Raw genomic sequence first — 24,838 nt, 5'->3', positions numbered from 1 at the left:
GGCGTCTCCGTGCGCCCACAGGACCCCACAGACCATCCGCACCCATCCATCAGGGAGAAGGCACCACATGACGACGACCGCACCCACCAATGCCATTGAGCTCGAGTCCCAGGTCCGCAGCTACTCCCGCAGCTGGCCCACCACGTTCACCCACGCCACCGGCAGCACGCTGACCGCCGAGGACGGCCGGGAGTACATCGACTTCTTCGCCGGCGCCGGCGCCCTGAACTACGGCCACAACCACCCCGAGCTGAAGAAGGTCGTCATCGACCACTTCCTCGAGGACCGCGTCGTCCACGGCCTGGACATGTTCACCGACGTGCGCCGCCAGTTCCTGGAGACCTTCAAGTCGCAGATCCTCGAGCCGCGCGACCTCGACTACGTGATGGCCTTCCCCGGCCCGGGCGGCGCCAACGCCGTCGAGGCCGCTTTGAAGCTGGCCCGCAAGGTCACCGGGCGCGAGTCCGTCGTGAACTTCACCAACGGCTTCCACGGGATGACGCTCGGTGCGCTGTCGGTGACCGGCAACTCGATGAAGCGCGGCGGCGCCGGCATCCCCCTGGTCCACGCCACCCCGATGCCGTTCGATGACTACTTCGGCCAGGTCGTCCCGGACTTCATGTACCTCGAGCGCCTGCTCACCGACGGCGGCAGCGGCCTGAACAAGCCCGCCGCCGTCATCGTCGAGTCCGTCCAGGGCGAGGGCGGCATCAACGCCGCCCGCGCCGAATGGCTGCGCGGCCTCGCCGATCTGTGCGCGAAGCACGAGATCCTGCTGATCGTCGACGACATCCAGATGGGCTGCGGCCGCACCGGCGGCTTCTTCTCCTTCGAGGAGGCCGGCATCAAGCCCGACATGGTCACGCTCTCGAAGTCCATCAGCGGCTACGGCCTGCCGATGGCGCTGACGCTGATCAAGCCCGAGCTGGACATCTGGGAGCCCGGCGAGCACAACGGCACCTTCCGCGGCATCGGCCCGGCCTTCGCGACCGCCACCAAGGCGATCGAGCTGTTCTGGAGCGACGACGAGCTCCAGAAGGAGACCATCAAGAAGGGCGCCTACATCGAGAGCCGCTTCAACCAGCTGGCCGCCCGCTTCGAGGACCACGAGCTCATCGTCAAGGGCCGCGGCCTCGCCCGCGGCCTGGGGATGCCCAGCGGCGAGCTGGCCGGCAAGGTCACCGACCGTGCTTTCGAGCTCGGTCTGCTGGTGGAGACCTCCGGGCCCGACGACGAGGTCGTCAAGCTGCTGCCGGCGCTCACGATCCCCGAGGACCAGCTCCGCCAGGGGCTGGACATCATCGACCAGGCCGTCGCCGAGGCGCTGACCGCCTGAGCACCCCACCCCCGTCGGCCCGCTCCAGCTCCGGGGCGGGCCGACGTCTCCCTGAGCGCCCGCTCGGGGACCGCAGGACCCCGTTCATCCACGGAGAGGAATTCCCCCATGCTCGTTCGCACCCTCGATGAGGTCACCGACACCGACGCGGACATCAAGTCCGAGAACTGGCGCAGCAAGCGCATCATCCTGGCGAAGGAGGGCGTCGGCTTCTCCGTGCACGAGACCACGCTCTACGCCGGGACCGAGAGCTACTTCTGGTACGCCAACCACATCGAGGCGGTCTTCATCACCCAGGGCGAGGGGGAGATCGAGGATCTGGCCACCGGCGAGAAGCACCAGCTGGCGCCGGGCAGCCTCTACCTGCTCAACGACCACGACAAGCACATCGTGCGGCCCCGCACCGAGATCAAGTGCGTGTGCGTGTTCAACCCGCCGGTCACCGGCCGCGAGGTCCACGACGAGAACGGCGTCTACCCGCTGGTGACCGAGGACGCCTGAGGCGGGCTCCTCCGTCCGCGGCCCGCTCGAGGCCGTTGGAGGACGAGGGCGCACCCGAGGCGCTCCTGAGCACGACGGGGCCCGGCAGGATCATCACGATCCTGCCGGGCCCTGCCGCGTCCCTCAGCCCTTGACGTCGCGGGCGGCAGCGGATCTGCCCGCCGTCACCGCGCCTCTGCTGGACCGCGGGGATCAGGGGTGCTCACGAGGCACGACGACGCATGATCAGGAGGATCACGCCGATCACGACCAGCACGAATCCGAGGAAACCGCCGCCCAGGCCCAGCAGGACGCCTCCGACGGCCCCGAAGATCCCACCGATGGAGACCGGCGGGCCGACGGCGACAGGCGTGCCGCCGCAGTCGAAGGAGTACTCCCCCGCCTCGTTCGCCGTGATCGAGTCGAAGGACGCCCAGGTCTTCCCCTCCTTGGTGGTGCTGCTCGTCTGATGCGTGCCCTCGCCGATCGCCTCGGGCGAGGGGCCCGTCACCTCGCACGTGGGGATCTGGGTGCCCTCCTCGGCGTAGAACTGGATATCGTCGCCGGCCTCCGCGGTGACCGAGCCGCTGCCGCTGTCGAACACCTCGATGTCACCCAGCCCGCCGGCTGTCCTGGTGATGCCGAGCACCGTGACGGTGATGCCGAGGGCGATGCTGAGCACCAGGATGATCGCCCCGACGATGACAAGGATGTTCGGCACCCTACCGAACTTCTTCCGACCGGAGCCGGACCCTGGGTGCTGCTGGCCCATCGAGCCCGGCGGGGGCACGGGAGCGGAGTTCGGGACGGTCATGGGGATCCTCCTGGGAATCGGGCTGCAACCTCGAGCAGACTACCGTCGCCCTAGACTCGGCTCCATGCCCGATCCGCTCGTTCTCGCCGCCGATGTGGAGACGGAACTGGTCGAGAAACGTTCGCGCTTCCTCACCCGACTGCACCGGGTCGAGGACCTCGACCAGGCCGAGGACCGCATCCGGGCCGCCCGACGCGACCACCCCGACGCCCGCCACCACTGCACCGCTCTCGTGATCGGCGCCCGGGGCGACGCCGCCGAGGTGAACCGCTCCAGCGACGACGGCGAACCGTCCGGCACGGCGGGCATGCCGATGCTCCAGTCACTCCTGCATGCCGGCCTGGTCGACACGCTGGCGATCGTCACCCGCTACTTCGGCGGCGTGAAACTGGGGGCCGGCGGCCTGATGCGGGCCTACACCGCCGCCGTGGAGCAGGCGGCCTCCGAGGCCACGGTGCTGCGCCGCACCCAGCTCACCGTCGCCGAGCTGGACGTCCCGCTCGCCGAGATCGGGGCCGCCGAGAATGCGGTGCGCCAGTGGGCCGCCGCGCACAGCGCGCACGTCGAGCCCACTGTCTACTCCGCGCGGGCCGCGACCGTGCAGGTGCTCATCGAGCCGTCCCACCTCGAGGCCCTGGCGGCGGACACCGCCCGCTGGTCCTCCGGCCGCATCGACGTCCGCGCCAGCGGGGATCGACTGACGGATGTACCGGTCTCGCGCGAGGCGGGGTGAGACATCGATCGGGCCGCGGAGCGAGCACCTCCGCGCACGCCCCAGCCGGTCGACCGGCACGTGGCCGGCACTCAGCGGGGTCATTGCCCGCCGGGAAGGTCGACGTAGTGCGCGGGGACCGATTTGAGCGGACGCAGATCGCGCGGCTGCGCCGTGACCAGCCGGCTGAGCACGGCGAAGGACATCTCCCGGTGCAGGTCGTGGAACTCCTCGACGCCCTCGCCGGAGCGGATCGGGAAGACCCATCGCCACGATGAGGCGGGCTGCTCCCGTACGTCGAACGGGTCGCGCACCACGACGAGCTCGATTCCCGCCGGGTGCACGGCCTCCAGCATGGCCGTCAGCACCGGGGCCAGGTCTCCTCCGGTGACGTCGTGCTGGGAGGGGACGTCCGTGCTGCTGGCGAGGTCGAGCTCGACGCGCCCGGTTCCTGCGGCGCTGTCCCAGGTGGTGGCACGGGCTCCGAAGATGACGCCGTGAGCGTCGTACTCCGCGATCAGCACCCGCGCGATCTGTTCGGCGCGCGCGGAGACGGCTCGCGCCGAGAGGCCGGCGGCATCGACCTGCACCGCGATGCTGCCGATCAGCCTCCCGCGCTGCGCCGTCGCCGCCCGCGGAACCACGTTGGCGTGGTGCAGCAGTGAGTAGTAGGGCACGGCCAGTGCCCGTCGGACCTCGCTCGAGGCACGGTCGCGCACCGCGAGCGGACCGAAGTCGCGTCGCAGGATCAGCCCGAAGCGCAGCGCGAGGTGCTCACGCTGCTCGAGCTCCGTGAGGCGGTGCCGTCGCCGCATGTCATCAGATTATCGACACCCGTCCACCGGCGATACCCACGGCGTGGGCGATGACCTGCCCCCGCACATGCCGACGGCGCCGCCCCGGGAGTCCCGGGACGGCGCCGTCGTGGTGCGGACGCTAGTGGCCTGAGGTCAGGCGCGGTCCTTGGTCGCGAAGCCGTAGATCGCCATCACGATGATCGCGCCGACGATGGACAGCAGGATGGTGCCGATGCTCCACGGGTTGTCCATGATCCCGCCGATGCCGTTACCACCGAACAGGCCGCCGATGAAGCCGCCGACGATCGCACCGACGACGCCGAGGACGATCGTCATCCCCAGCCCCATGGCCTGCTTGCCCGGCATGATCGCGCGAGCGAGGAGGCCGATGATCGCGCCGATGATGATCCACGAGATGATCAGTCCGATAAGTCCCATGACACGTTCTCCATTCGTTGAGGGGAAGGGGACGGGGGTGTTACGCACACATTCTGGCCCCGCACGGCGACTGACGACCAGATCGCCGCGAAACCGCAGGTCACGCGGACGACCAGGCGGTATGGCGAGGACTCGATCACGACGTCGTGCCGCTCGGGCACGGCCGGTCAGCGCCTTGTCGCCGAATGACCCGGAGTGCGCAGTGCAGTGCGCGCCGCGGCGGGCCGTCGGTCCGCGGCCCTCCGTGTCACTGCGAGGCCAGCCGGGAGGCGAGCAGGGACTTGGCCTGCTCAGCACCCTTGGTGCTCTCGTGCTGCGCCTTGGAGAAGAGCTCGGCGAGTTCGGTGTCACCGTCCCGCTCCGCGTCCTTGACGTAGGTCTCCATGCGCAACGCGTTGTTCAGGCAGGACTCCAGGAACCACACCAGGTTGTAGTGCTTGTCCTTCGTCCCGGTGACCTGGCCAGCTTCTTGCTCCGACATGTTTCCTCCTCGTCGCGGATTCACTGTGGTACCCGTCACGATAGGAGGGTGCTCGCTCCAGGGGAAGGCGCAGTGAGCACCGCGCCCCCGGGGGCGCCGAGATCGCTCCGTGACCAGCGCGGCCGTTGGCATGCAGTCCTTAACCGCTCGGTTCGCGCCGCTGGGCGCCGCCGCCGAGAGGTGCCTGACATCTCCGGGCGCGTCCCCGCCCCGCGACACCGTCGCGTCACCTCGATGCCCGACAATCCGGGAGTGACAGCAACTGCTCCTGGCCTCCTCCCCGAGCTCCTTGCGGGAGAGCGCGCCCCCGCGCCCCGCACCCTCGTCGACATCTTCCGCCGCAGCGTCCACGCCGGCGGCGACTCCCTCGCGATCGATACCGGGCTGGAGCCGCTGACGTACAGCGAGCTCGACGCCGCCGCGTCCGCGGTCGCCGAGCGGCTGGCCGCGCTCGGCGTGGGCCCCGGGGACAAGGTCGGGGTGCGCATCCGCTCCGGCACCCCCGACCTGTACATCGCGATCATCGGGATCCTCCTGGCGGGCGCGGCCTACGTGCCCGTCGACGCCGACGACCCCGACGAACGCGCCCGCGTGGTCTTCGAGGAGTCCGGCGCGGTCGCGATCCTCGGCAACGACCTCGCCATCGCGCAGACCGCCGCGGGTCGCGACCGGGCGCCCGCGCCCCCGCGCGAGGTCCGGCCCGAGGACGACGCCTGGGTCATCTTCACCTCCGGCTCCACCGGCAAGCCCAAGGGCGTGGCCGTCACCCACCGCAACGCCGCCGCGTTCGTGGACGCCGAGTCCCACCTGTTCCTTCAGGACGACCCCATCGGCGGCCAGGATCGGGTGATGGCGGGTCTGTCCGTCGCCTTCGACGCCAGCTGCGAGGAGATGTGGCTGGCCTGGGCCTACGGAGCATGCCTGGTGCCCGCACCGCGCTCACTGGTGCGCTCCGGGGTCGACGTCGGCCCCTGGCTGGTCGCCAACTCCATCACCATCGTCTCCACGGTGCCCACCCTGGTCTCCCTGTGGCCGAACTCGGCGCTGGAGAACGTGCGGCTGCTGATCATGGGTGGCGAGGCCTGCCCGCCCGAGCTGGCCGCTCGGCTGCAGGCGCCGGGCCGCGAGGTGTGGAACACCTACGGCCCCACCGAGGCCACCGTCGTCGCCTGCGCCGCGATGCTCGACGGCGACCCGGCCGGCCCCGTGCGCATCGGCCTGCCGCTGGAGGGCTGGGACCTCGCGGTGGTGGATTCTGAGGGCAGCCCCGTCGCCGAGGGCGAGCGCGGTGAGCTGATCATCGGCGGCGTGGGCCTGGCCCGCTACCTCGATCCCGCCAAGGACGCCGAGAAGTACGCGGCCATGCCCACCCTGGGCTGGGACCGTGCATACCGCTCCGGCGACGTCGTGCTCAACGACCCCGCCGGCCTGGTCTTCGCCGGCCGCGCCGACGACCAGATCAAGCTCGGCGGCCGGCGCATCGAGCTCGGCGAGATCGACGACCAGCTCCTGCGGGTGCCCGGTGTCGTCGGCGCCGCCGCAGCGGTGCGCTCCACCTCCTCGGGCAACAAGCTCCTGATCGGGTACCTCACCGTCGATGGCACCTACGACGCCGACGTCGCCAAGGACCTGCTGCGCTCGCGGATGCCGGCCGCGCTGGTGCCCCGACTCGCCGTGGTCGAGGAGCTGCCCACCCGCACCTCCGGCAAGATCGACCGCGACGCCCTCCCCTGGCCGCTGCCGCGCCGCCGGGAACCGGCCGCGGCACTGTCCGGCACCGCCGCCTGGATCGCGGAGATCTGGGCCGACGTGCTGGGCGCCGAGGTCACCTCCGGCAGCGAGGACTTCTTCGACCTCGGCGGAGGGTCCCTGACCGCGGCCCAGGTGGTGGGCCGGCTGCGGGAGAAGCACCCCGAGGTCGCCGTCGCCGACGTGTACGAGCAGCCCACACTCGCGGGACTGGCCGCGACCCTGGATCAGATGGGCACCGCCACCGTCCGCAGCGACCGGGTGGTGGCTCCCGTACGGCGCCGCAGCCAGCTCGCCCAGCTCGTGGCCCTCGTGCCGGTGCGGGCCCTGGCCGCTCTGCGGCCGCTGACGTGGCTGATGCTCGCCTCCACCCTCGCCGCGGCGTTCACCGGCCTGACCTGGCCCGTCGCCGTTCCGCTGTGGCTGCTCATCCCGCTGGTCATCGTGGTCCTGCTGCCCCCGGGCCGGATGACCCTCGCCGCGGCCCTGGCGCGGCTGCTGCTGCTCCGAGTGCGCCCGGGCACCTACCCGCGCGGCGGCCGGGTCCACCTGCGGCTGTGGCTCGCCGAGCGGATCCAGGACGCGCTCGGGGCCTCGAACCTCGCCGGCGCCCCCTGGATCCCGTACTACGCCCGGCTGCTGGGCGCGAGCATCGGCCGGGACGTCGACCTGCATGCCCTGCCGCCGGTGACCGGGATGCTCGAGATCGGCTCGGGAGCCAGCGTCGAGCCGGAGGTGGATCTCGCCGGCACCTGGGTCGACGGGGACCGCCTCCACATCGGCCGGGTCCGCATCGGCAAGCACGCCCGCATCGGGGCCCGCAGCACCCTGGGCCCCGGAGCCCGGATCGGGAAGAACGCCGAGGTCGCACCCGGCTCCTCCGTGCTCGGCCGGGTGCCGCGCGGTGAGTTCTGGGCCGGCTCCCCCGCCGAGCACCGCACGGCCGCTCGCGGGCCGTGGTCCAGCGAGCACCCCACCCGCGGCGGGCTGCGACCGCTCGCCTACGCGGTGGTGGCCGGCGTGATCGCCGCCCTGCCGGGGATCGCTGTGCTCGTGGGCGGCAGCATCCTGTTGCCCGCCCTCGCCGGCAGCACCTCCCTCGGCGGCTTCGCCCTCGCGGCCCTGCCGTGGCTGCCGCTGGCCGCACTGGTCGGATACGTGACCCTGCTCGTGCTCGTGGTGGCCCTGACCCGGCTGTTCGCCCTCGGGATCACGCCCGGCCACCACCCTGTGCGCTCCCTGACCGGGGTGCAGATTTGGGGGACGGTGCGCCTGCTCGACGAAGCCCGCACCTGGCTGTTCCCCATCTACTCCGGCGCGCTGACCCCGCTGTGGCTGCGGCTGCTGGGAGCCCGCGTCGGCACCGGCGTCGAGGCCTCGACCGTGCTGCTCATCCCGAGCCTGGTGCAGGTGGGCGATGACGCCTTCCTCGCCGACGACACCATGGTCGGCTCCTATGAGCTGGGCGGCGGATGGATCCGCGTGGAGCGGGTCAAAGTGGGCAAACGCGCCTTCGTGGGCAACTCCGGGATGCTCGCCCCCGGCCGCAAGGTTCCCAAGAAGTCCCTGGTCGCCGTGCTCTCGGCGGCACCCCGGCGGCGGGCGGCGAAGGCGGGCTCCTCCTGGATGGGCAGCCCGCCGCGCAGCCTGCGCCGCGCGAAGGACGAGGACGATGATTCGCGCACCTACGCCCCCTCGCGCCGGCTCAAGCTGCTGCGCGCCCTGGTCGAGACCGGCCGGGTCGTGCCGATGTTCCTCGCCGTCGCGCTGCACGCGGGCGTCGGCCTCACCCTGCTGTGGCTGCTCACCGTGCCCGAGCACGGCCTGCTCGCGGCGGTGCTCCTGGGCGGTTCCGTCCTGCTCGCCGGCAGCATCCTGGCCGCGCTGGTGACAGCGCTGGCGAAGTGGGCGATCATCGGGCGCCATCGCGTGGGCGAGCACGCGCTATGGACCTCCTTCGTGTGGCGCAACGAGCTCGCCGATACCTTCACCGAGGTGCTCGGCGCCCCGTGGTTCGCGTCCATGGCCACCGGGTCGGTGGCGCTGAACGCCTGGCTGCGCCTGCTCGGCGCCCGCATCGGACGTGGCGTATGGTGCGAGCCGCACTGGTTGCCGGAGACGGATCTGGTCTCCCTCGGCGACGGCGCGACCGTCAACCGCGGCTGCGTGGTGCAGACCCATCTCTTCCACGACCGGGTGCTGAGCATGGACACCGTCGAGCTCGGCGCCGGGGCGACCCTGGGCCCGAGCAGCGTGATCCTGCCGGCCGCCCGGATCGACCGCCACGCGACCGTGGGACCCGCCTCCCTGGTCATGCGGGGCGAGCGGGTCCCGGCCGGGACCCGCTGGCGAGGGAACCCGATCGGCCCCTGGGAGGACGACGCATGAGCAGCGGATCCGCCGCGAAGCAGCCCGGCAGCGACCCCTACCTCTCCGGCCACGGGGACTCCGCGTACGAGGTGCTGCACTACGACCTCGACCTGGCGTACAAGGTCGAGACCAACCGTCTCGACGCCGAGGCCGTCCTGACCTGCCGCGGCCTCGCCGCCGCGAACGCCGTGCATCTGGATCTGCACGGCCTGCAGGTGCGCAAGGTCTTCGTCGACGGCCGGGCCACCAAGGCCGCTCACGACGGCGGGACCCTGACCCTCAAGCACTCGGTGGCGCCCGACGAGGAGTTCGAGGTGCGGGTGCGGTACGCGGGCAAGCCGCGCCCCGTGCCCTCCCGCGTCCACGGCAGCACCGGATGGGAGGAGCTCACCGACGGGGTGATCGTCGCCGCGCAGCCCCACGGCGCACCCTCATGGTTCCCCTGCAACGACCGGCCCGACGACAAGGCGACCTACACCGTGCAGGTCGCCGTCCCGCCGGGCTACCACGTGGCCGTCGCCGGGGAGCTCGAGGGCACCCGGCGCAGCGGCGCCACCATCACCTGGAGGTACCGGCAGGACTCCCCCATGCCCACGTATCTGGCGACCGTGCAGATCGGTCGCTACACGCAGATCGAGCAGCCGGGCACCGCGGTCCCGGTGCGCAGCCTGGTCCCGGCCGGCCTCGACCAGGAGGCTTTCGAGGCCTCCTTCGGCCGCCAGCCCGAGATGCTCGCCTTCTTCGCCGAGCGGTTCGGCCCCTACCCCTTCGCGTCGTACACCGCAGTCATCACCGATGACGAGCTGGAGATCCCGCTGGAGTCCCAGGGTCTGTCGACCTTCGGCCGCAACCATGTGGACGCGTCCTGGGATGCGGTGCGGCTGGTCGCCCACGAGCTCTCCCACCAGTGGTTCGGCAATGCGGTCACGCTGCGGCGCTGGCAGGACATCTGGCTGCACGAGGGCTTCGCCTGCTACTGCGAGTGGCTGTGGTCCGAGCACGCCGGCGAGGCCACGGTCCAGGAGCATGCCGATCACCACCACGAGCGGCTGAGCGATCTCCCGCAGGATCTCCTGCTGGCCGATCCCGGCCCGCGGGACATGTTCGATGACCGGGTGTACAAGCGCGGGGCGCTCACGGTGCACGCCCTGCGGCTGCGGGTGGGCGAGGAGCGTTTCGAGCACCTCGTGCGCTCCTGGATCACAGAGCGCCTGGGCGCGAACGTGACCACGGAGGAGTTCATCGAGCACGCGGGCCGGGTCGCCGGCCTGGATCTCTCCGACCTGTTCGAGGCCTGGCTCTACCGCACCGAGCTGCCACCGCGGCCCGAGCCGCCTGCGACGATCACGCAGGCCACGCGGTAGCCCGGTGGGGCCGGGAGCTCGAGAACAGGGTGGTCGGCGAGCCGGATCGTGCTCATCGGCGTCGCCAGGCCCACGCCGAGCGCCTTGAGGATCGCCTCCTTGCCGCACCACAGCGCCGCGCGCCGGCCCGGGCCGGTGTCCAGGCCCGCCTCGTCGAGATGCAGCACCAGGCCCGGATCCCACCCGGCGTCGACCGCGGCCACCGACTCGATGTCGACGCCGATGGCGCCCTCAGTGGTGACCGCCGTGACCAGGTGCGGGCCGGCGCGGGACAGGCTCACCGAGACCTCGTCGCCGCGCCCGGGCACGCGGGCCCAGGGCCGCCCGTGCCGGGAGGAGCCGCAGCGCGGGCAGGCGCGTCCCACGAGGACGTCGGCCTCGGAGACATCGATCAGCTCGGCGATGCGCCTGCGCAGGATCGCATCGGCGTCCTCGTCGGCCGCATGATGCTGCACCGGCGAGTCGCCCACCAGGCGCGGGCCGATACGCCGAAGGCGCCGGACGTTCGCGTCCGGCGCCTTCGGGCGGGGTCCGGGGAGCACGCCTCGGCGTCCCGGGGTCAGAGCCTCAGAAGTCCCAGTCGTCGTCCTCGGTCTCGACGGCCTTGCCCATGACGTAGCTGGAGCCGGAGCCGGAGAAGAAGTCGTGGTTCTCGTCGGCGTTCGGGGACAGGGCGGCGAGGATCGCGGGGTTGACCTCCGTGGAGTCCTGCGGGAACAGCGACTCGTAGCCGAGGTTCATCAGCGCCTTGTTGGCGTTGTAGCGCAGGAAGGTCTTGACCTCCTCGGTCCAGCCCACCGGGTCGTAGAGATCCTCGGTGTACTCCTCCTCGTTCTCGTACAGCTCGAGCAGGAGGGACATCGTGTAGTCCTTGAGCTCCGCGCGGCGCTCCGGGGAGGCCTGCTCCATGGCCTTCTGGAACTTGTACCCGATGTAGTAGCCGTGGACGGCCTCGTCGCGGATGATCAGGCGGATGATGTCGGCGGTGTTGGTCAGCTCGCCGTGGCTGGAGTAGTGCATCGGCAGGTAGAAGCCGGAGTAGAACAGGAAGGACTCCAGCAGCGTGGAGGCGACCTTCCGCTTCTCCGGGTCATCGCCCTGGTAGTAGTCCATGACGATCCGCGCCTTCTTCTGCAGCGGCTCGTTGAACTCGCTCCAGCGGAAGGCCTCGTCGATCTGCTTGGTGTCCGACAGCGTCGAGAAGATCTGGGAGTAGGACTTCGCGTGCACCGACTCCATGAAGGCGATGTTGGTGTACACCGCCTCCTCGTGCTGGGTGATCGCATCGGGGATCAGGGAGACGGCACCGACGGTCCCCTGCACGGTGTCCAGCAGGGTCAGCCCGGTGAAGACGCGCATGGTCAGCGTCTTCTCGTGATCGGGCAGCCGGTTCCAGGACTGGATGTCGTTGGACAGCGGCACCTTCTCGGGCAGCCAGAAGTTTCCGGTCAGGCGGTCCCAGACCTCCTGGTCCTTCGGGTCCGGGATCCGGTTCCAGTTGATGGCCTGGACCGTCGTCTTCAGGTGGTCGTTCACCGCAGCCTCACTGTCAGAAGAATCGGGGAGAGTCAGTGCTCGCCAGTGTAGGCAGTGGGGCCCTCCCGGCGGCGCACCGACGGCCCTCCGGCGCGGTGGGAATCGACACCCTCCGCCGGGGCAGCGGCGAACGCCGCGATGTTCGTCTTCCTCGGCGTGAGCGAGCCCTCCGCTGCGGTGCGCGGGCCGCCTCCGGGCCTTGAGCACGATGGCGGCGCGTCTCATCGACACCCGTGACACAAACCCGACTTTCGTCCCGCGACAGCGGCTGCGGGCGCGGCTAGGTTCGCAAGGGACGACGCCGCACCTGAGGGGACGACGCTGCACCTCGGGCGCGACGGCGCATCGACCGGATCCACCGCTCTGCCTCGCCGACCCGAAAGGCGCCGACGTGACCAGCTCGCCCACGGTTCCCCGCTCCCCTGCCGCCCCGTCCCGCCCACGCCGTTCCCTGGCCCCGGACATCTCCCGCGGCCTGATGCTCGCCCTGATCGCGATGGCCAACGTCTCCTGGTACCTGTGGGGCCATGAGGGGTCCGTCGGCATGAGCCCCCACGTCCCGGCGACGGGCCCGCTCGATTCCGCGGTGCAGTTCATCATGACCGTCGCCGTCGACCACCGGGCGATGCCGCTGTTCGCGTTCCTGTTCGGCTACGGCATGGTGCAGTTCTACCGCTCCCGCATCGACCGCGGCATGGAAGCCGGCGTCGTCCGGATCATGATGCGGCGCCGACACTGGGCGATGCTGCTGCTGGGCTTCCTGCATGCGGCGCTGCTGTTCTACGGGGACATCCTGGGGGCGTACGCGGTCGCCGCCCTGCTGCTGGTGTGGCTCTTCTTCGGCCGGCGCACCCGCACCCTCACCTTCTGGCTGATCGTGCTGACCTCGATCATGGTGCTGTATGCGCTCTTCTCCGCCGTCAGCGCGCTGGTGCTGGCCTTCCTCGCCCCGCCGGAGGCGCTCGCGGAGATGGAGGCGGGAATGGCCGGCTTCGGAATGGGTTTCATCCGGGACCTGGCCTACGGGCAGCCGTACCTGATCTCGATCCTGACGCGCACCGGGATGTGGCTGTTCGCGCTCGTGCCGGCCGTTTTCATGGGCCCGCCGCTGATGATCCTGCTGGGGTGGATCGCCGCCCGTCACCGGGTGCTCGACGAGCCGTGGCGCCACGTCCGGCTGCTGCGTCGCGTCGCGATCGGCGGCATCGCCATCGGCTGGCTGGGCGGACTGCCGGACGCTCTGACGTACGTGGGTGTGCTGCCCATGCCGGAGGCGGTCGCCTGGGGCTTCGTCGGGATCACCTCGGTCTCGGGCATGGCCTGCGGCGTCGGCTACGCGGCCGCGTTCGGCCTGCTCGCGGCGCGGCTGGAGAGGCACGGGCTCCCAGCCGCGGCGCTCAGTGCGGAGGGTCCGGCGTCCCGTTCCGGCGCGACGGCGGAACAGACCCCGGCGCAGCGCGCCTACGGCGTTCCTGCGGCGACCGATATGCCGGTCACGGACGCCCGGCCCGGGCCCCTGGTACGCGCCCTGAGCGCCGTCGGCCAGCGGTCGCTGACGTTCTACCTGTTCCAGTCGCTGCTGTTGGCCCCGATCATGGCCGGCTGGGGGTTCGGCCTCGGCGCGCAGCTGAGCACCGCCCCGGCCGTCGCCATCGCCCTCGCGGTCTGGATGGTCTCGCTGCCGATCGCCGCCTTCATGGACTCTCGAAGCCTCCGCGGGCCGGCCGAGATGCTGCTGCGACGGATGACCTACGGCCGGCACGAGAGGCGGGAGCGGCTGGCTCGGTAGAACTCGAGCTTCAGTAGAACTCGACCGTGTCGACCACGTTCCGCATGGGCCGGCCGTCGACGAAGCGGCGCAGGTTGTCGATGAAGAGCGTCGCGATCCGGTCGTCCTCGCGAGCACTCACCGCTGCCGTGTGCGGCGAGATCAGCACGTTCGGGTGGTCCCACAGCGCACTCTCGGCGGGCAGCGGCTCGGTCGCGGTGACGTCGAGGGCGGCGTAGCCGATCCGGCCGTCCTCGAGCGCGGCCAGCAGCGCGTCCTCGTCGATGACGGTCCCGCGGCCGACGTTGACCAGGATCGTTCCCTCACGCAGACCCTCGAGGACGTCGGCGCCGACCAGGCCCGCTGTGCGGTCGGTCCCGGGCAGAGTCACGACGATCGCGTCGGCCTCGCGAGCGGCGCGGGCCAGCTTCTCGATCGGGACCAGCTCATCGACGCCGTCGACGGGCTCGCCGCTGCGGGTGGTGCCCATGACGCGCGCCCCCAGCGCGGAGAACTTCTGCGCGCACATCGCGCCGATGCCCCCGAGACCGACGATCAGCACCGTCATCTCGCTGACGTGGCGCATCTCCAGCCGCCCGCCCCACTGGTGACGCCGCTGGAGCTCCTGGAGGCGGGACAGGGTCTTGGCGCCGGCCAGCACACCGAGCAGGGCGAACTCCGCGAGCGGTTCCGCGTGCACCCCGGCGGCGGTGGTGACCGTCAGGCGCTCGAGCTCATCCTCGGTGAGTCCGGCGGCGCGCACCTGCGCTCCTCCCCCGGCGGCCATCGTCTGGACCCAGCGCAGTCCCGGATTCGCCCGGACAGTGCGCGCCAGACCAGCAGGGTCGCCGTCCGGCAGGCTGAAGAGCACGTCGGCGGAATCCACCATCTCCTCGTAGGCGCGCTGCTGCGCGGCCGTGCGCCGGTGCTCCGGGTCGCCGTGCCAGTCAGCCGCGCCGCGGCGAGGAGGATAGAGGGAGTGGTCCCGGATCACCTCGGCGCGCGGCTCTGCCTCCTCGATCCCGCGGCACAGCTCCTCGGGCAGGTTCGCGGCGATGACGACGCGCGGACGGTCGGCCGGCGCACCGTCAGTATCCGGCGCCGGCGCCCTCGTCACATCGTCGGAGTGCGGGTGCGTCATGGGTGAGTTCCTCCCCCGCTGGTCGTGGGCTCGTGAGGGGTCCAGCGGTTACTGCGGAGAGTACGTCCACCGGTGTGTGCGGCTTGCCCGGGCACCGGATGCTGATATTGCGGCTGCCATCGATCCGTGGCTGTTCGGGCTGACTACAGCTCCCCGCGCGCAAGAACGCCGGGGCCCGGACACGGTGCTTCCCGTGTCCGGACCCCGGCGTCACCTCGGCGGACGAGAGGTCAGAGCATGCAGCTGACGCAGCCCTCGACCTCGGTGCCCTCGATCGCCATCTGCCGCAGGCGGATGTAGTAGAGGGACTTGATGCCCTTGCGCCAGGCGTAGATCTGCGCCTTGTTGATATCGCGCGTGGTGGCGGTGTCCGGGAAGAACAGCGTCAGCGACAGACCCTGGTCCACGTGCTGCGTGGCCTCGGCGTAGGTGTCGATGATCTTCTCGTACCCGATCTCGTACGCATCCTCGTAGTACTCGAGGTTGTCGTTGGTCATGTACGGCGCCGGGTAGTAGACGCGACCGATCTTGCCTTCCTTGCGGATCTCGATCTTGGAGACGATCGGGTGGATCGAGCTGGTCGAGTGGTTGATGTAGGAGATGGAGCCGGTCGGCGGCACCGCCTGCAGGTAGGCGTTGTACATGCCGTGCTTCTGGACCTCGTCGCGCAGCTGCTTCCAGTCCTCCGGCGTGGGCAGGTGCACGCTGGAGTTCGCGAACAGGCTGCGGACCTTCTCGGTGCGCGGCTCCCACGTCTGCTCGATGTACTTGTCGAAGTACTCGCCCGTGCCGTACTTCGAGTTCTCGAAGTCGTAGAAGACCTCGCCGCGCTCCTTGGCGATCTTGTTCGACGCCTTGATGGCGTTGTAGGTGACCGCGTAGAAGTACATGTTCGTGAAGTCCAGGCCCTCGTCGGAGCCGTAGAAGATGGACTCGCGGGCGAGGTAGCCGTGGAGGTTCATCTGGCCCAGACCGATGGCGTGCGAGGCGCGGTTGCCCTCGGCGATCGTCGGCACCGACTCGATGTCGGAGTGGTCCGAGACCGAGGTGAGGCCGCGGATCGCGGTCTCGATGGTGCGCGAGAAGTCGTCGGAATCCATCGTCTTGGCGATGTTCAGCGAACCGAGGTTGCAGGAGATGTCCCGGCCCAGCTCGTCGTAGCTCAGGTCCGTGTTCATCGACGAGGGGGTCGAGACCTGCAGGATCTCCGAGCACAGATTCGAGTGGGTGATCTTGCCCGGGATCGGGTTCGCCCGGTTCGCGGTGTCCTCGAACATGATGTACGGATAGCCGGACTCGAACTGGATCTCCGCCAGGATCTGGAAGAAGTCGCGCGCCTTGATCTTCTTCTTGGAGATGTTCGGGTTGTCGACCATCTCGCGGTAGTGATCGGAGACGTTCACGTCGGCGAACGGCTTGCCGTACTCGCGCTCCACGTCGTACGGGGAGAACAGGTACATCGGCTCGTTCTTCTTCGCGAGCTCGAAGGTGATGTCGGGGATGACCACGCCGAGCGAGAGAGTCTTGATGCGGATCTTCTCGTCGGCGTTCTCGCGCTTGGTGTCCAGGAAGCGCAGGATGTCCGGGTGGTGGGCGTTGAGGTACACCGCACCGGCGCCCTGACGCGCACCCAGCTGGTTCGCGTAGGAGAAGGAGTCCTCCAGCAGCTTCATCACGGGGATGACGCCGCTGGATTGGTTCTCGATGTGCTTGATCGGTGCGCCGTACTCGCGCACGTTGCTCAGCAGCAGTGCCACGCCGCCGCCGCGCTTGGACAGCTGCAGCGCGGAGTTGATCGAACGACCGATCGACTCCATGTTGTCCTCGATGCGCAGCAGGAAGCAGGAGACCAGCTCACCGCGCTGTGCCTTGCCGGCGTTGAGGAAGGTGGGGGTGGCCGGCTGGAAGCGGCCGTCGAGGATCTCGTCGACGAGGTTGCGGGCCAGCTGCTCATCGCCCTCGGCGAGGGTGAGGGCCACCATCACCACGCGGTCCTCGAAGCGCTCCAGGTACCGCTTGCCGTCGAACGTCTTCAGCGTGTACGAGGTGTAGTACTTGAACGCGCCCAGGAACGTCGGGAAGCGGAACTTCTTGGCGAAGGCCTGCTCCGACAGCGACTCGATGAAGGAGAAGTCGTACTTCTCCAGCAGCTCGGGCTCGTAGTACTTGTTCTCGACCAGGTAGTCGAGCTTCTCGCGCAGCGAGTGGAAGAACACCGTATTGGGGTTCACGTGCTGCAGGAAGTACTCCCGCGCCGCGAGGCGATCCTTGTCGAACTGGATCTGGCCGTCCGCTCCGTAGAGGTTCAGCATCGCGTTCAGGGCGTGGTAGTCGAGCTGCCTGTTGTGCTCGAGTGGGGGCATCTCGGTCAGTGTCGCCAAAACTCTTCCAATCCGTCGTGGACCCGCTGCACGTCGCGAGGGGTACCGAACAGTTCGAATCTGTACATGTGCGGGACGCGGCACTTGGCGGAGATGACATCCCCTGCCGCGCAGTACGCGTCCCCGAAGTTGGTGTTGCCGCCACCGATCACGCCACGGATGAGGTTCCGGTTGCGTTCATCGTTGAGGAACTTGATGACCTGCTTGGGGACGGCACCGCGGCCGTTGCCCCCGCCGTAGGTCGGGACCACCAGGACGAACTCCTCATCGGCGACGAGGTGCTCCTCCTGGGCGTAGAGCGGGATGCGCCGGGCCGGCATCCCGAGCTTCTCGACGAAGCGGTGAGTGTTGCCCGAGACCGAGGAGAAGTAGACGAGCTTCGTCACGCCGACGCCTCCTGGTGACAGCTCAGATCGCGGCGGCCGAACGCTGCGAGCCGGCGCCCGCGATCGCCTTGATCTTGTCGGGACGGAAGCCGGACCAGTGATCCTGCTCCGTGATGACCACGGGAGCCTGCGCGTAGCCCATGGACTTGATGCGCGCCAGCGCCTCGGCGTCCTCGGTGATGTCGACGACGTCGTAGGCGACGCCGGCCTTGTTCAGGGCGCGCTTGGTCGCGTCGCACTGCACGCAGAGGGGCTTGGAGTACACGGTGATGTCCAAGGGAAGGGGCCTTTCTCGAGCGCCGCGCCGAGAGCGCGAGGAGCGTGGTGTGTGCAGATGTTCCGGGGAGGTCCGATGGACCACGTCACAGGCCTCCGGAGGCTCCCCACCGCCGCCTCATCAGAGTTTTCGATGTGGCGGACGGCCCCCGGGAGGGCCGGATCGCTGCGACAGCACCAACACTACACCTAGTGGTGCCCGAGAGGAACGACCACAAGATGTACTGAGTTACAAGATTGTCATCCACAAGGCGGTGGGGACGGGATGTGGATGGCTCGGGGCAGCTGGGGACGCGAATCGCGAGCCACGCACGAAGACCGAGGAGAAAACCGAGGATGCGTGCACATCACAGTGTGGACAGGGGGTCGGACAGACCGCGATCGCGGTGGACGGCGCTGCTGAGCGAGGGCCCCCGGCGAGCCCGGATCGGGCGCAGATGTGTTCCGGATCCCCGGCGTGTCCGGGCGCGTCGCGGCGTGTCGCCGGCGTGTCGCCGGCGTGCCTCGACGGGACGTCGTACTGATTTCTCGGCGCAGTAGCGGCGCGCCCCTACCGGGCACCATGCGATGCCCCGGGCGTGTCGCGACCGGCTTCTTGCGGACAGCCTTCGCCGCACCGGCGTGTCGCCTCGTGAGCCGTCCGGGCCACTGCCGCCCGGGGCGTCATGGCGCCCTGCGGCACGTCCGCGGCGGCAGCGCGCCGCACATGCAGTTCCTCAGGAGGGGCGGTGGCGATTCCTCAGGAGGGGCGGTTGCGGTACTCGCCAGCCGTCGACTCCGCCGACGGGTCAGTGCCGGTCGTCTCGGAGCCCTGCGGGGACGCGGCCTCGTCGTCGCCGGTGCCCTCGGGCGACGCGGCCGGCGCCGCCGAGCCGCCCGCCGAATCGTCGCCCTCGCGCTGTGCATCGGAGGTCCTGTGCGGCTCGGGAGGCCAGGTCGATTCGTCCAGACCGTCCGATCGGAGATTCCACACGTCCAGGACGTCACGGCCCGTCCGCGGCGCGGCACCTGGCTCCGCGTCGGGATAGTCGATGGGCTCGGTGGGGTTGGTGGGCTCCGGGAGTCCGCTCGGATCGCTCGCGGCGGCGGGGACGACGGGCTGTCGCTGCTCCGTCGGACGCTGGTCCGCCGGGCTGCTGTGGGGCGACGGGGTGGCCGGCTCCTGCTCGAGCGTCTCCGGTGCCGGCTGCGATTCCGGTTCCAGGGCCGGCGGTTCGCCGTCCGGCGCTCCCGCCACGTCGGCGGCCGTCGCCGGCTCCTGTTCCAGCGTCTCCGCGGCCGGTTCGGAGTCGAGCGGCCCGGAGGCAGACGGATCAGCGCTCTCGGCCTCGCTGTCGCTCCCCTGCTCCTCGTCGGCCGCGTCGGGGGCCAGATCGAGGCTGCGACCGTCGGCGACCACGATCGTGGAGAGCACCTCCCGCAGGAGCGTGACCTGGTTGCGTGCCTCCTCGGCGCCGGAGACGGGCCGGACGCCCTTCTCGACGAAGCTGTGGAACGCCTCCCACATGGCTTCGACGCTGCCCTTCGTGGCCACGGTCGCCGTCTCCTGGACGGCGCCGCCCTTCTTCTCCCGCAGAGAGACGCCGGAGCGGCGGTCACCGTGCGAGGGAGCGGGAAGCTCGACCTCCATGCGGCGACGCGCGGAGAGCACCTTGATGTGCTCGGAGTACTCCGGCGCGAAGGGCAGGTAATGCCACACCAGGCGCACATGCGCTCCGCCCTCGAGCTCGCCGAGGATCTCGAGGGAGCCGGGGATGACGCCCTTGGGCCAGTGGCGCACCGCCGTCACGCGGGTGATCGGCCCGTACACCGCCTCCATCACGGCCATCTGGTGGGCCACCCCGGTCAGCAGGCCCTTCACATACAGGTCGCGGTCGCGCTGGGTGGCGCCCTCGCCGGAGCCGGCGACGACGGCGGCCTGGAGATCGGAGCGGCGCTGCGAGCGCACATCGGAGGGCAGGTCGTAGGAGGAGCTCGTCACGTGCGCTCCGCCGAACAGCGGCTGGCTGGCCGGCATCAGCACTTCGTGATCGACCATCCGCAGGTCCTTGGTGGCGATCTGCTCCGACATGCGCGCGACGGATTCGTCGTACTGCTGCGGGTAGGCCATCATCACCAGGCGCCGACCCGTCATCCGCTCGAAATCGGCGACCTTGGCCACCTCCTCGGCGGAGAACCCCAGCGGGGGCTCGACCAGCACGGGGATCCCGCGGCGCATCAGCTGCAGCAGGTCCTCGACGTGGAGGCCGTCGGTCGCCAGGACGGCCGCATCGAGCGAGAGCGTCTTGGAGCGCACCGCTGCGATGAGATCGCCGACCGACTCGTAGCGCTTGTCCTCACCGATGCCCCACACGTCGGAGGCCTCCCGGCGCCGGCGCGGCGAGTGGTCGACCAGGGCGGCGACGGTGAACCGGTCCCAGCGCCGCCGCAGCACCGGAAGGTGCACGGCCTGCGCCATCGTTCCGGCGCCGATCACGGCGACGTTCAAGGTCTTCGGCATCGACAGGCTCCTCGGGATCGGCGGAGATCGGCAGCGCCCACCGCATGCGCGCAGCGGACGCAGCGACCGCCCTACTGCCTCATCGCGCCTCCGGAATCGGCGCGTGACGCACGCCTGTTCTACCACACCGAGCCGGACCCGAAGTCAGCGGCTTCACCGGCGCGACCTGCACATCATCCGGGCCGACAGCATCCGGCGGCGGCAACCCGGCCACGGCCGGCGGGGATATCGTAGACGGCGATCTCAGACGTCTCAGGAGGACTACGTGGCCAGCCGCTTCTACTTCGGTGCTCGCACGGTCGTCAGGCCGCTCGTGCGGCTCGCATGGAACCCCCGGGTCACGGGGATGGAGAACGTGCCGCGCGAGGGCGGCTTCATCATCGCCTCGAACCATCTGGCGAACATCGACAGCTTCGTCATCCCGGTGGTCTTCCCCCGGCAGGTGCGCTTCGTGGCCAAGGACACGCTCTGGGCGCATCAAGGGATCAAGGGCAGCGTCCTGCGCTGGTTCTTCGATGCCGTCGGCGCCGTGCCGGTGGATCGCGAGGCGCTCTCGTCCGGCAAGGGCGCGCTGCAAGCGGCTCTGGAGATCCTCCGCGAGGGCTCCGGTTTCGGGATCTACCCCGAGGGAGCACGTTCCAAGGACGGGCTGCTGCATCCGGGCAAGCAGGGCGCCGCCTGGCTCGCGCTGGAATCGGGGTGCCCCGTCATCCCCGTCGGGCTGAAGGGCACTCAGCATCTGTTCACCACGGCGATCCCCGAGCGCGGCACCGTCAGCGTGCGCGTGGGAGAGCCGCTGGACATCGCCGACGTCGATCCCAGTCTGTCCAAGGGGGTCCGACGACGCGTGATGAACGCGCGGATCATGGACGAGATCCAGAAGCTCTCGGGCCAGCGGCGCTCCCCCGAACTGACGTCCTCGGCCCGCTCCGAGTTCTGAGGATCCTCCGGGCCGCTTCGATCACGACCACGACGTTCCCGGCCGTCCACCCGGTCAGGCCCCTCGTGCCGGGAGCTCGGGCCGAGCCCGTAGGATCGGGGGCAGGCGCGCGCTGACCGGGCGCGGGCCGGGCTCGGACCGCACCTCAGGAGAACAGATGGCAGTCGTCGTCGGATTCATCCCCACCGACGTGGGATTCAAGGCGCTGGCAGCTGCACGTGAGCAGGCGGAGCTGCGAGGCGGCCCGCTGATCGTGGTCAACGTCGTGCGCGAAGGGGTCACCGAAGACCCCCGCCACGCCGACGACCAGCAGCTGGAGATCGCTCGTGACCAGCTGCGGCAGGCTCCCGTGCGCGTGGAGATCCGCCAGGAGCACACCGAGGAGGACATCGCCGAGGTGCTGCTGACGGTGGTCGAGGAGGAGAAGGCGGAACTGCTGGTCCTGGGCATCCGGCGCCAGAAGGACCTGGCCCGCCACCTGCTGGGCCTGACCGTGCAGAAGCTGCTGCTGTCCGCCCCCAGCGAGGTCCTCGTGGTGTGAGCGACGCCGGCCGGCGCCAGACTCCCGGACAGACCGCGACAGCGCGAGCCACCGACGACGTACAGAAGCGGCCCGTCCCCCACGTGTGAGGGACGGGCCGCTTCCTCTCGTCCGCGGCCGGGCCGCACGCTGGACCCGGCTGCGGTGGCTCAGGCCTCCAGCGGGTCCCCGCCGGGCTGCTGATCCGCCTTGGCGGTGCCGACGGCCAGCTCGATCCGCTCGCCGATGGTGGTGTCGATGTTCTTCCAGTACTGCAGGGCCTTGGACAGGACCGGCTCCTCGACGGTGCTCAGGGCACCGGAGACGGTCTCGACCAGGCGATCACGGGCGGCGTCGTCGAAGACCTCGCGCACCAGCGTGCCGGCCTGACCGAAGTCGTCGTCCTCGGCGTGCAGGGTGTAGGCGGCGCGCACCATCTCCCCGTCGGCCTCCCAGCCGTTCTCCGAGGGGCCCTGGGTGTCCTGGTAGGCGCGGCCGTAGGAGTTCGGTGCGTACACCGGCGCGTCCCCGCTGTGCAGGAACTCCATGAACCCTTCCTTGTCGTAGGAGTTCGTGGGCACGATCGGCTGGTTCACCGGCAGCTGGTTGAAGTTGGTGCCGATGCGGTGGCGCTGCGCGTCCGGGTAGGAGAACGAGCGGCCCAGCAGCATCTTGTCCGGGGACAGGCCGATACCGGGCACCGTGTTCGAGGGGCTGAACGCGGCCTGCTCGACCTGGGCGAAGTGGTTGACCGGGTTGCGGTTCAGGGTCATCGTGCCGACCTTGATCAGCGGGTAGTCCTCGTGGGAGACCGTCTTGGTCAGGTCGAAGATGTTGAAGCGGTAGTGCTTCGCGTCCTCGTACGGGATCACCTGCACCGAGACGGTCCAGCCGGGGAAGTTCCCGCCCGCGATGGACTCGAAGAGATCCCGGCGGTGGTAGTCGCCGTCGGTGCCGGCGAGGCGGTCGGCCTCCTCGTTGGAGAGGAACTCCATGCCCTGGTCGGTGTGGAAGTGGTACTTGACCCAGAACTTCTCGCCGTCGGCGTTGACCCACATGTAGGTGTGCGAGCCGTAGCCGTTCATGTGGCGCCAGGTCTTGGGCAGGCCGCGGTCACCCATGAGGTAGGTGACCTGGTGGGCGCTCTCGGGGGAGTTCGTCCAGAAGTCCCACTGCATGGTGTTGTCGCGCAGGCCCGAATCCGGGGTGCGCTTCTGGGAGTGGATGAAGTCGGGGAACTTCATCGGGTCGCGCAGGAAGAAAATCGGGGTGTTGTTCCCGACCAGGTCGTAGTTGCCCTCCTGCGTGTAGAACTTCAGCGCGAAGCCGCGCACGTCGCGCCAGGTGTCGGGCGAGCCCAGCTCGCCGGCGACGGTGGAGAAGCGCAGCAGCAGCGGGGTCTTGCGGCCGGGCTGGAAGAGGTCCGCCTTGGTGTACTTCGAGACGTCCTCGGTCACCTCGAGCTCACCGAAGGCGCCGGAACCCTTCGCGTGGGGGCTGCGCTCCGGGACGCGCTCGCGGTCGAAGCGGGCCAGCTTCTCGACCAGGGCGACGTCGTGGAGCAGCAGCGGGCCGTCGGCCCCGACGCTCAGCGAGTGCGCGTCGGACTCGCGCGGAGCACCGGACTCCGTGGTGCTCTTCTTTGTGGGGTCGAAGTCGTTCATGTACTTCTCCTGGGTTGGTGATGGGTACTGACAAGTTGTCACGAAAGGCGGACAGACGACGGCCCGTCTCGCACCGGCAGGGCCGGAGCGATCAGGGCGAGGACGAAGCGGGCGAGTCGAGCTGAGCGGCGGCAGCGGTGGAGGATGCCGACGTCCCGGTCGCGGCGGCGGACGTGGCGGCCTCGTCGCGACACGCGGCGCACACCCCGCGGTAGACGACCTCGGCGACCTCGATCTCGAAGCCGAGGTCGTCGTGGGGCAGCAGGCAGGGGGCCTCGCCGATGGCGCACGGGACATCCTCGAGGCGCCCGCAGACGCGGCATTCGAGGTGGTGGTGGTTGTCGTGCTCGTGCAGCTCGTAGCGGGCGCTGCGGCCCGCGACGGGGACACGTCGCAGCAGCTCGACCTCGGTCAGGGCGTGCAGGACGTCGTACACGGCCTGGCGGGAGACCGCTCCCAGGCGCTCCCGGACGGCATGGGCGACGGAGTCGGCATCAGCGTGGGGGTGTTCGGCGACGACCTCCAGGGTCGCGAGCCTCGGGGCGGTCACGCGCAGACCGGCGTTCCGCAGAGCGGGGGCGCGGTCGGCGTTCGGCATGACGCCCACCCTAGCGCGTTTTCTGGACCTATCCAAATAAACGCAGGCATCCAGGGTCGGCGCTGCGGCAGAGCCGACGCCGCGGCAGGACCGGCGCCGCGGCAGGACCGGTGCCGCGTCAGGACTGGCGGCGGTGCTTCTCCACGGCGGCCCAGAAATCGGCGGTGCGGAGATCCTCGACGCTGTCGAGGTTCTTGCTCTCGGCCTGCTGCTGCAGGTCGTCGGCGATGGCGTCGAGATCGAAGTCGGTGGCGTCGTGCCGACCCGAGGGGCCGGCGATCGTGCTTGCGATGAACGTGGTCAGGCTGTCGCGGTCCATGGGTGCTCCTGTGACTCGGCGGGGTGTCGGGACGACCCTATGCGGTCCGGCTCCGGCGACACTGCGAGCGAGTGCGCGCGGCGCGCACTTCGTGGGGAGAGGAACAGCACGAACGGGCGGAGCACTCGCGGTTCGGACAGAGCAGAAGCCCCCTGTCCAGCTGGCGCGCTGGTCAGAGGGCCTCTTCGGAGCCGCCTGCCGGAATCGAACCGGCGACCTATTCATTACGAGTGAATCGCTCTACCGACTGAGCTAAGGCGGCGTTCCC

At 70.0% G+C, this 24,838-nt stretch carries 22 protein-coding genes and 1 tRNA gene; 8 read left to right on the top strand and 15 right to left on the bottom strand.

The genetic code is table 11. The features are described 5' to 3' along the window. Nucleotides 1-67 precede the first annotated feature (67 nt). Nucleotides 68-1,336, top strand: coding sequence for a diaminobutyrate--2-oxoglutarate transaminase (ectB, locus tag ACFQS2_RS05865; RefSeq protein ID WP_377793011.1), 1,269 nt, complete (start codon nucleotides 68-70; stop codon nucleotides 1,334-1,336). A 108-nt stretch (nucleotides 1,337-1,444) separates the two neighbouring features. After that, on the top strand, nucleotides 1,445-1,837 hold the full coding sequence (locus ACFQS2_RS05860; protein ID WP_209903649.1) for an ectoine synthase: 393 nt from the start codon (nucleotides 1,445-1,447) through the stop codon (nucleotides 1,835-1,837). 202 nt (nucleotides 1,838-2,039) lie between these two features. On the opposite strand, the gene ACFQS2_RS05855 is transcribed toward ACFQS2_RS05860, so the two are convergent. Then, nucleotides 2,040-2,630 carry a hypothetical protein gene (locus ACFQS2_RS05855; RefSeq protein ID WP_377793010.1) on the bottom strand — a complete coding sequence of 197 codons (591 nt, stop codon included), beginning with the start codon at nucleotides 2,628-2,630 and terminating at the stop codon, nucleotides 2,040-2,042. Between the two features lie 64 nt (nucleotides 2,631-2,694). Here ACFQS2_RS05855 and ACFQS2_RS05850 point away from each other — a divergent pair, with 64 nt between their 5' ends. Continuing rightward, entirely contained in the window at nucleotides 2,695-3,363 is a 669-nt protein-coding gene (locus ACFQS2_RS05850; RefSeq protein WP_377793009.1) for an IMPACT family protein, read from the top strand. A gap of 80 nt (nucleotides 3,364-3,443) precedes the next feature. Here ACFQS2_RS05850 and ACFQS2_RS05845 read toward each other — a convergent pair whose 3' ends face one another. The 3 genes from ACFQS2_RS05845 to ACFQS2_RS05835 all read right to left on the bottom strand — a co-directional run bounded on the left by ACFQS2_RS05845 (nucleotide 3,444) and on the right by ACFQS2_RS05835 (nucleotide 5,058). Beyond that, nucleotides 3,444-4,157: a hypothetical protein gene (locus tag ACFQS2_RS05845; RefSeq protein ID WP_377793008.1), complete on the bottom strand. Its 714-nt coding sequence runs from the start codon at nucleotides 4,155-4,157 to the stop codon at nucleotides 3,444-3,446. A 135-nt stretch (nucleotides 4,158-4,292) separates the two neighbouring features. Beyond that, a complete protein-coding gene (locus ACFQS2_RS05840; RefSeq protein WP_377793007.1) occupies nucleotides 4,293-4,577 on the bottom strand; it encodes a GlsB/YeaQ/YmgE family stress response membrane protein in 285 nt (94 codons plus the stop codon). Between the two features lie 247 nt (nucleotides 4,578-4,824). After that, a complete protein-coding gene (locus ACFQS2_RS05835; RefSeq protein WP_377018218.1) occupies nucleotides 4,825-5,058 on the bottom strand; it encodes a hypothetical protein in 234 nt (77 codons plus the stop codon). A gap of 234 nt (nucleotides 5,059-5,292) precedes the next feature. Here ACFQS2_RS05835 and ACFQS2_RS05830 point away from each other — a divergent pair, with 234 nt between their 5' ends. Both ACFQS2_RS05830 and ACFQS2_RS05825 read left to right on the top strand, forming a co-directional pair. After that, nucleotides 5,293-9,195, top strand: a complete 3,903-nt coding sequence (locus ACFQS2_RS05830; RefSeq protein WP_377793006.1) for a Pls/PosA family non-ribosomal peptide synthetase — start codon at nucleotides 5,293-5,295, stop codon at nucleotides 9,193-9,195. Further along, nucleotides 9,192-10,541: a M1 family metallopeptidase gene (locus ACFQS2_RS05825; RefSeq protein ID WP_377793005.1), complete on the top strand. Its 1,350-nt coding sequence runs from the start codon at nucleotides 9,192-9,194 to the stop codon at nucleotides 10,539-10,541. Before ACFQS2_RS05830 ends, ACFQS2_RS05825 begins: the two co-directional genes overlap by 4 nt. Here the strand turns inward: ACFQS2_RS05825 and ACFQS2_RS05820 are convergent. Both ACFQS2_RS05820 and nrdF read right to left on the bottom strand, forming a co-directional pair. Beyond that, the gene (locus ACFQS2_RS05820; RefSeq protein WP_377793003.1) at nucleotides 10,478-10,996 is read right to left on the bottom strand and encodes a 4'-phosphopantetheinyl transferase family protein; all 519 of its coding nucleotides are present in this window, start codon (nucleotides 10,994-10,996) and stop codon (nucleotides 10,478-10,480) included. The two genes, ACFQS2_RS05825 and ACFQS2_RS05820, sit on opposite strands and share 64 nt — an antisense overlap. 112 nt (nucleotides 10,997-11,108) lie before the next feature. Continuing rightward, on the bottom strand, nucleotides 11,109-12,077 hold the full coding sequence (nrdF, locus tag ACFQS2_RS05815; RefSeq protein WP_377793002.1) for a class 1b ribonucleoside-diphosphate reductase subunit beta: 969 nt from the start codon (nucleotides 12,075-12,077) through the stop codon (nucleotides 11,109-11,111). 391 nt (nucleotides 12,078-12,468) lie between these two features. Between nrdF and ACFQS2_RS05810 the strand changes: the two genes are divergently transcribed. Further along, on the top strand, nucleotides 12,469-13,866 hold the full coding sequence (locus ACFQS2_RS05810; protein ID WP_377793001.1) for a DUF418 domain-containing protein: 1,398 nt from the start codon (nucleotides 12,469-12,471) through the stop codon (nucleotides 13,864-13,866). A gap of 10 nt (nucleotides 13,867-13,876) precedes the next feature. On the opposite strand, the gene ACFQS2_RS05805 is transcribed toward ACFQS2_RS05810, so the two are convergent. From ACFQS2_RS05805 to ACFQS2_RS05785, 5 genes are all read right to left on the bottom strand, one after another. Further along, entirely contained in the window at nucleotides 13,877-14,986 is a 1,110-nt protein-coding gene (locus ACFQS2_RS05805) for a D-2-hydroxyacid dehydrogenase (RefSeq protein WP_377793000.1), read from the bottom strand. A 230-nt stretch (nucleotides 14,987-15,216) separates the two neighbouring features. Next, the gene (nrdE, locus tag ACFQS2_RS05800; protein WP_377792999.1) at nucleotides 15,217-17,349 is read right to left on the bottom strand and encodes a class 1b ribonucleoside-diphosphate reductase subunit alpha; all 2,133 of its coding nucleotides are present in this window, start codon (nucleotides 17,347-17,349) and stop codon (nucleotides 15,217-15,219) included. A 5-nt stretch (nucleotides 17,350-17,354) separates the two neighbouring features. After that, a complete protein-coding gene (gene nrdI, locus ACFQS2_RS05795) occupies nucleotides 17,355-17,753 on the bottom strand; it encodes a class Ib ribonucleoside-diphosphate reductase assembly flavoprotein NrdI (protein ID WP_377792997.1) in 399 nt (132 codons plus the stop codon). A gap of 22 nt (nucleotides 17,754-17,775) precedes the next feature. After that, nucleotides 17,776-18,030: a glutaredoxin-like protein NrdH gene (gene nrdH / locus ACFQS2_RS05790; RefSeq protein WP_377018228.1), complete on the bottom strand. Its 255-nt coding sequence runs from the start codon at nucleotides 18,028-18,030 to the stop codon at nucleotides 17,776-17,778. Between the two features lie 738 nt (nucleotides 18,031-18,768). Next, nucleotides 18,769-20,529: a Gfo/Idh/MocA family oxidoreductase gene (locus tag ACFQS2_RS05785; protein ID WP_377792996.1), complete on the bottom strand. Its 1,761-nt coding sequence runs from the start codon at nucleotides 20,527-20,529 to the stop codon at nucleotides 18,769-18,771. 265 nt (nucleotides 20,530-20,794) lie between these two features. On the opposite strand from ACFQS2_RS05785, the gene ACFQS2_RS05780 reads away from it, so the two are divergent. Together ACFQS2_RS05780 and ACFQS2_RS05775 are read left to right on the top strand one after the other, a co-directional pair. Next, a complete protein-coding gene (locus ACFQS2_RS05780) occupies nucleotides 20,795-21,469 on the top strand; it encodes a lysophospholipid acyltransferase family protein (RefSeq protein WP_377792995.1) in 675 nt (224 codons plus the stop codon). A gap of 157 nt (nucleotides 21,470-21,626) precedes the next feature. Beyond that, nucleotides 21,627-22,010 (top strand): universal stress protein, encoded by a 384-nt coding sequence (locus ACFQS2_RS05775; RefSeq protein WP_377018231.1) that lies wholly within the window; start codon nucleotides 21,627-21,629, stop codon nucleotides 22,008-22,010. Nucleotides 22,011-22,159: 149 nt separating this feature from the next. Here the strand turns inward: ACFQS2_RS05775 and ACFQS2_RS05770 are convergent, their stop codons facing one another. The 4 genes from ACFQS2_RS05770 to ACFQS2_RS05755 form a co-directional block, all read right to left on the bottom strand. Beyond that, complete coding sequence (locus tag ACFQS2_RS05770) at nucleotides 22,160-23,653, bottom strand: catalase (RefSeq protein WP_377792994.1); 1,494 nt, start codon at nucleotides 23,651-23,653, stop codon at nucleotides 22,160-22,162. Nucleotides 23,654-23,744: 91 nt separating this feature from the next. Beyond that, nucleotides 23,745-24,251, bottom strand: coding sequence for a Fur family transcriptional regulator (locus tag ACFQS2_RS05765; protein ID WP_377792993.1), 507 nt, complete (start codon nucleotides 24,249-24,251; stop codon nucleotides 23,745-23,747). 118 nt (nucleotides 24,252-24,369) lie between these two features. Continuing rightward, on the bottom strand, nucleotides 24,370-24,570 hold the full coding sequence (locus ACFQS2_RS05760) for a hypothetical protein (RefSeq protein ID WP_377792992.1): 201 nt from the start codon (nucleotides 24,568-24,570) through the stop codon (nucleotides 24,370-24,372). Between the two features lie 189 nt (nucleotides 24,571-24,759). Further along, nucleotides 24,760-24,832, bottom strand: a tRNA-Thr gene (locus ACFQS2_RS05755). Nucleotides 24,833-24,838 lie beyond the last annotated feature (6 nt).

The sequence above is a fragment of the Brachybacterium sp. GCM10030267 genome (assembly GCF_042666875.1).
Classification (GTDB): domain Bacteria; phylum Actinomycetota; class Actinomycetes; order Actinomycetales; family Dermabacteraceae; genus Brachybacterium.
The sequence above is the reverse complement of the archived record's forward strand: the minus strand, read 5'-3'. Positions and strand labels throughout refer to the sequence as shown.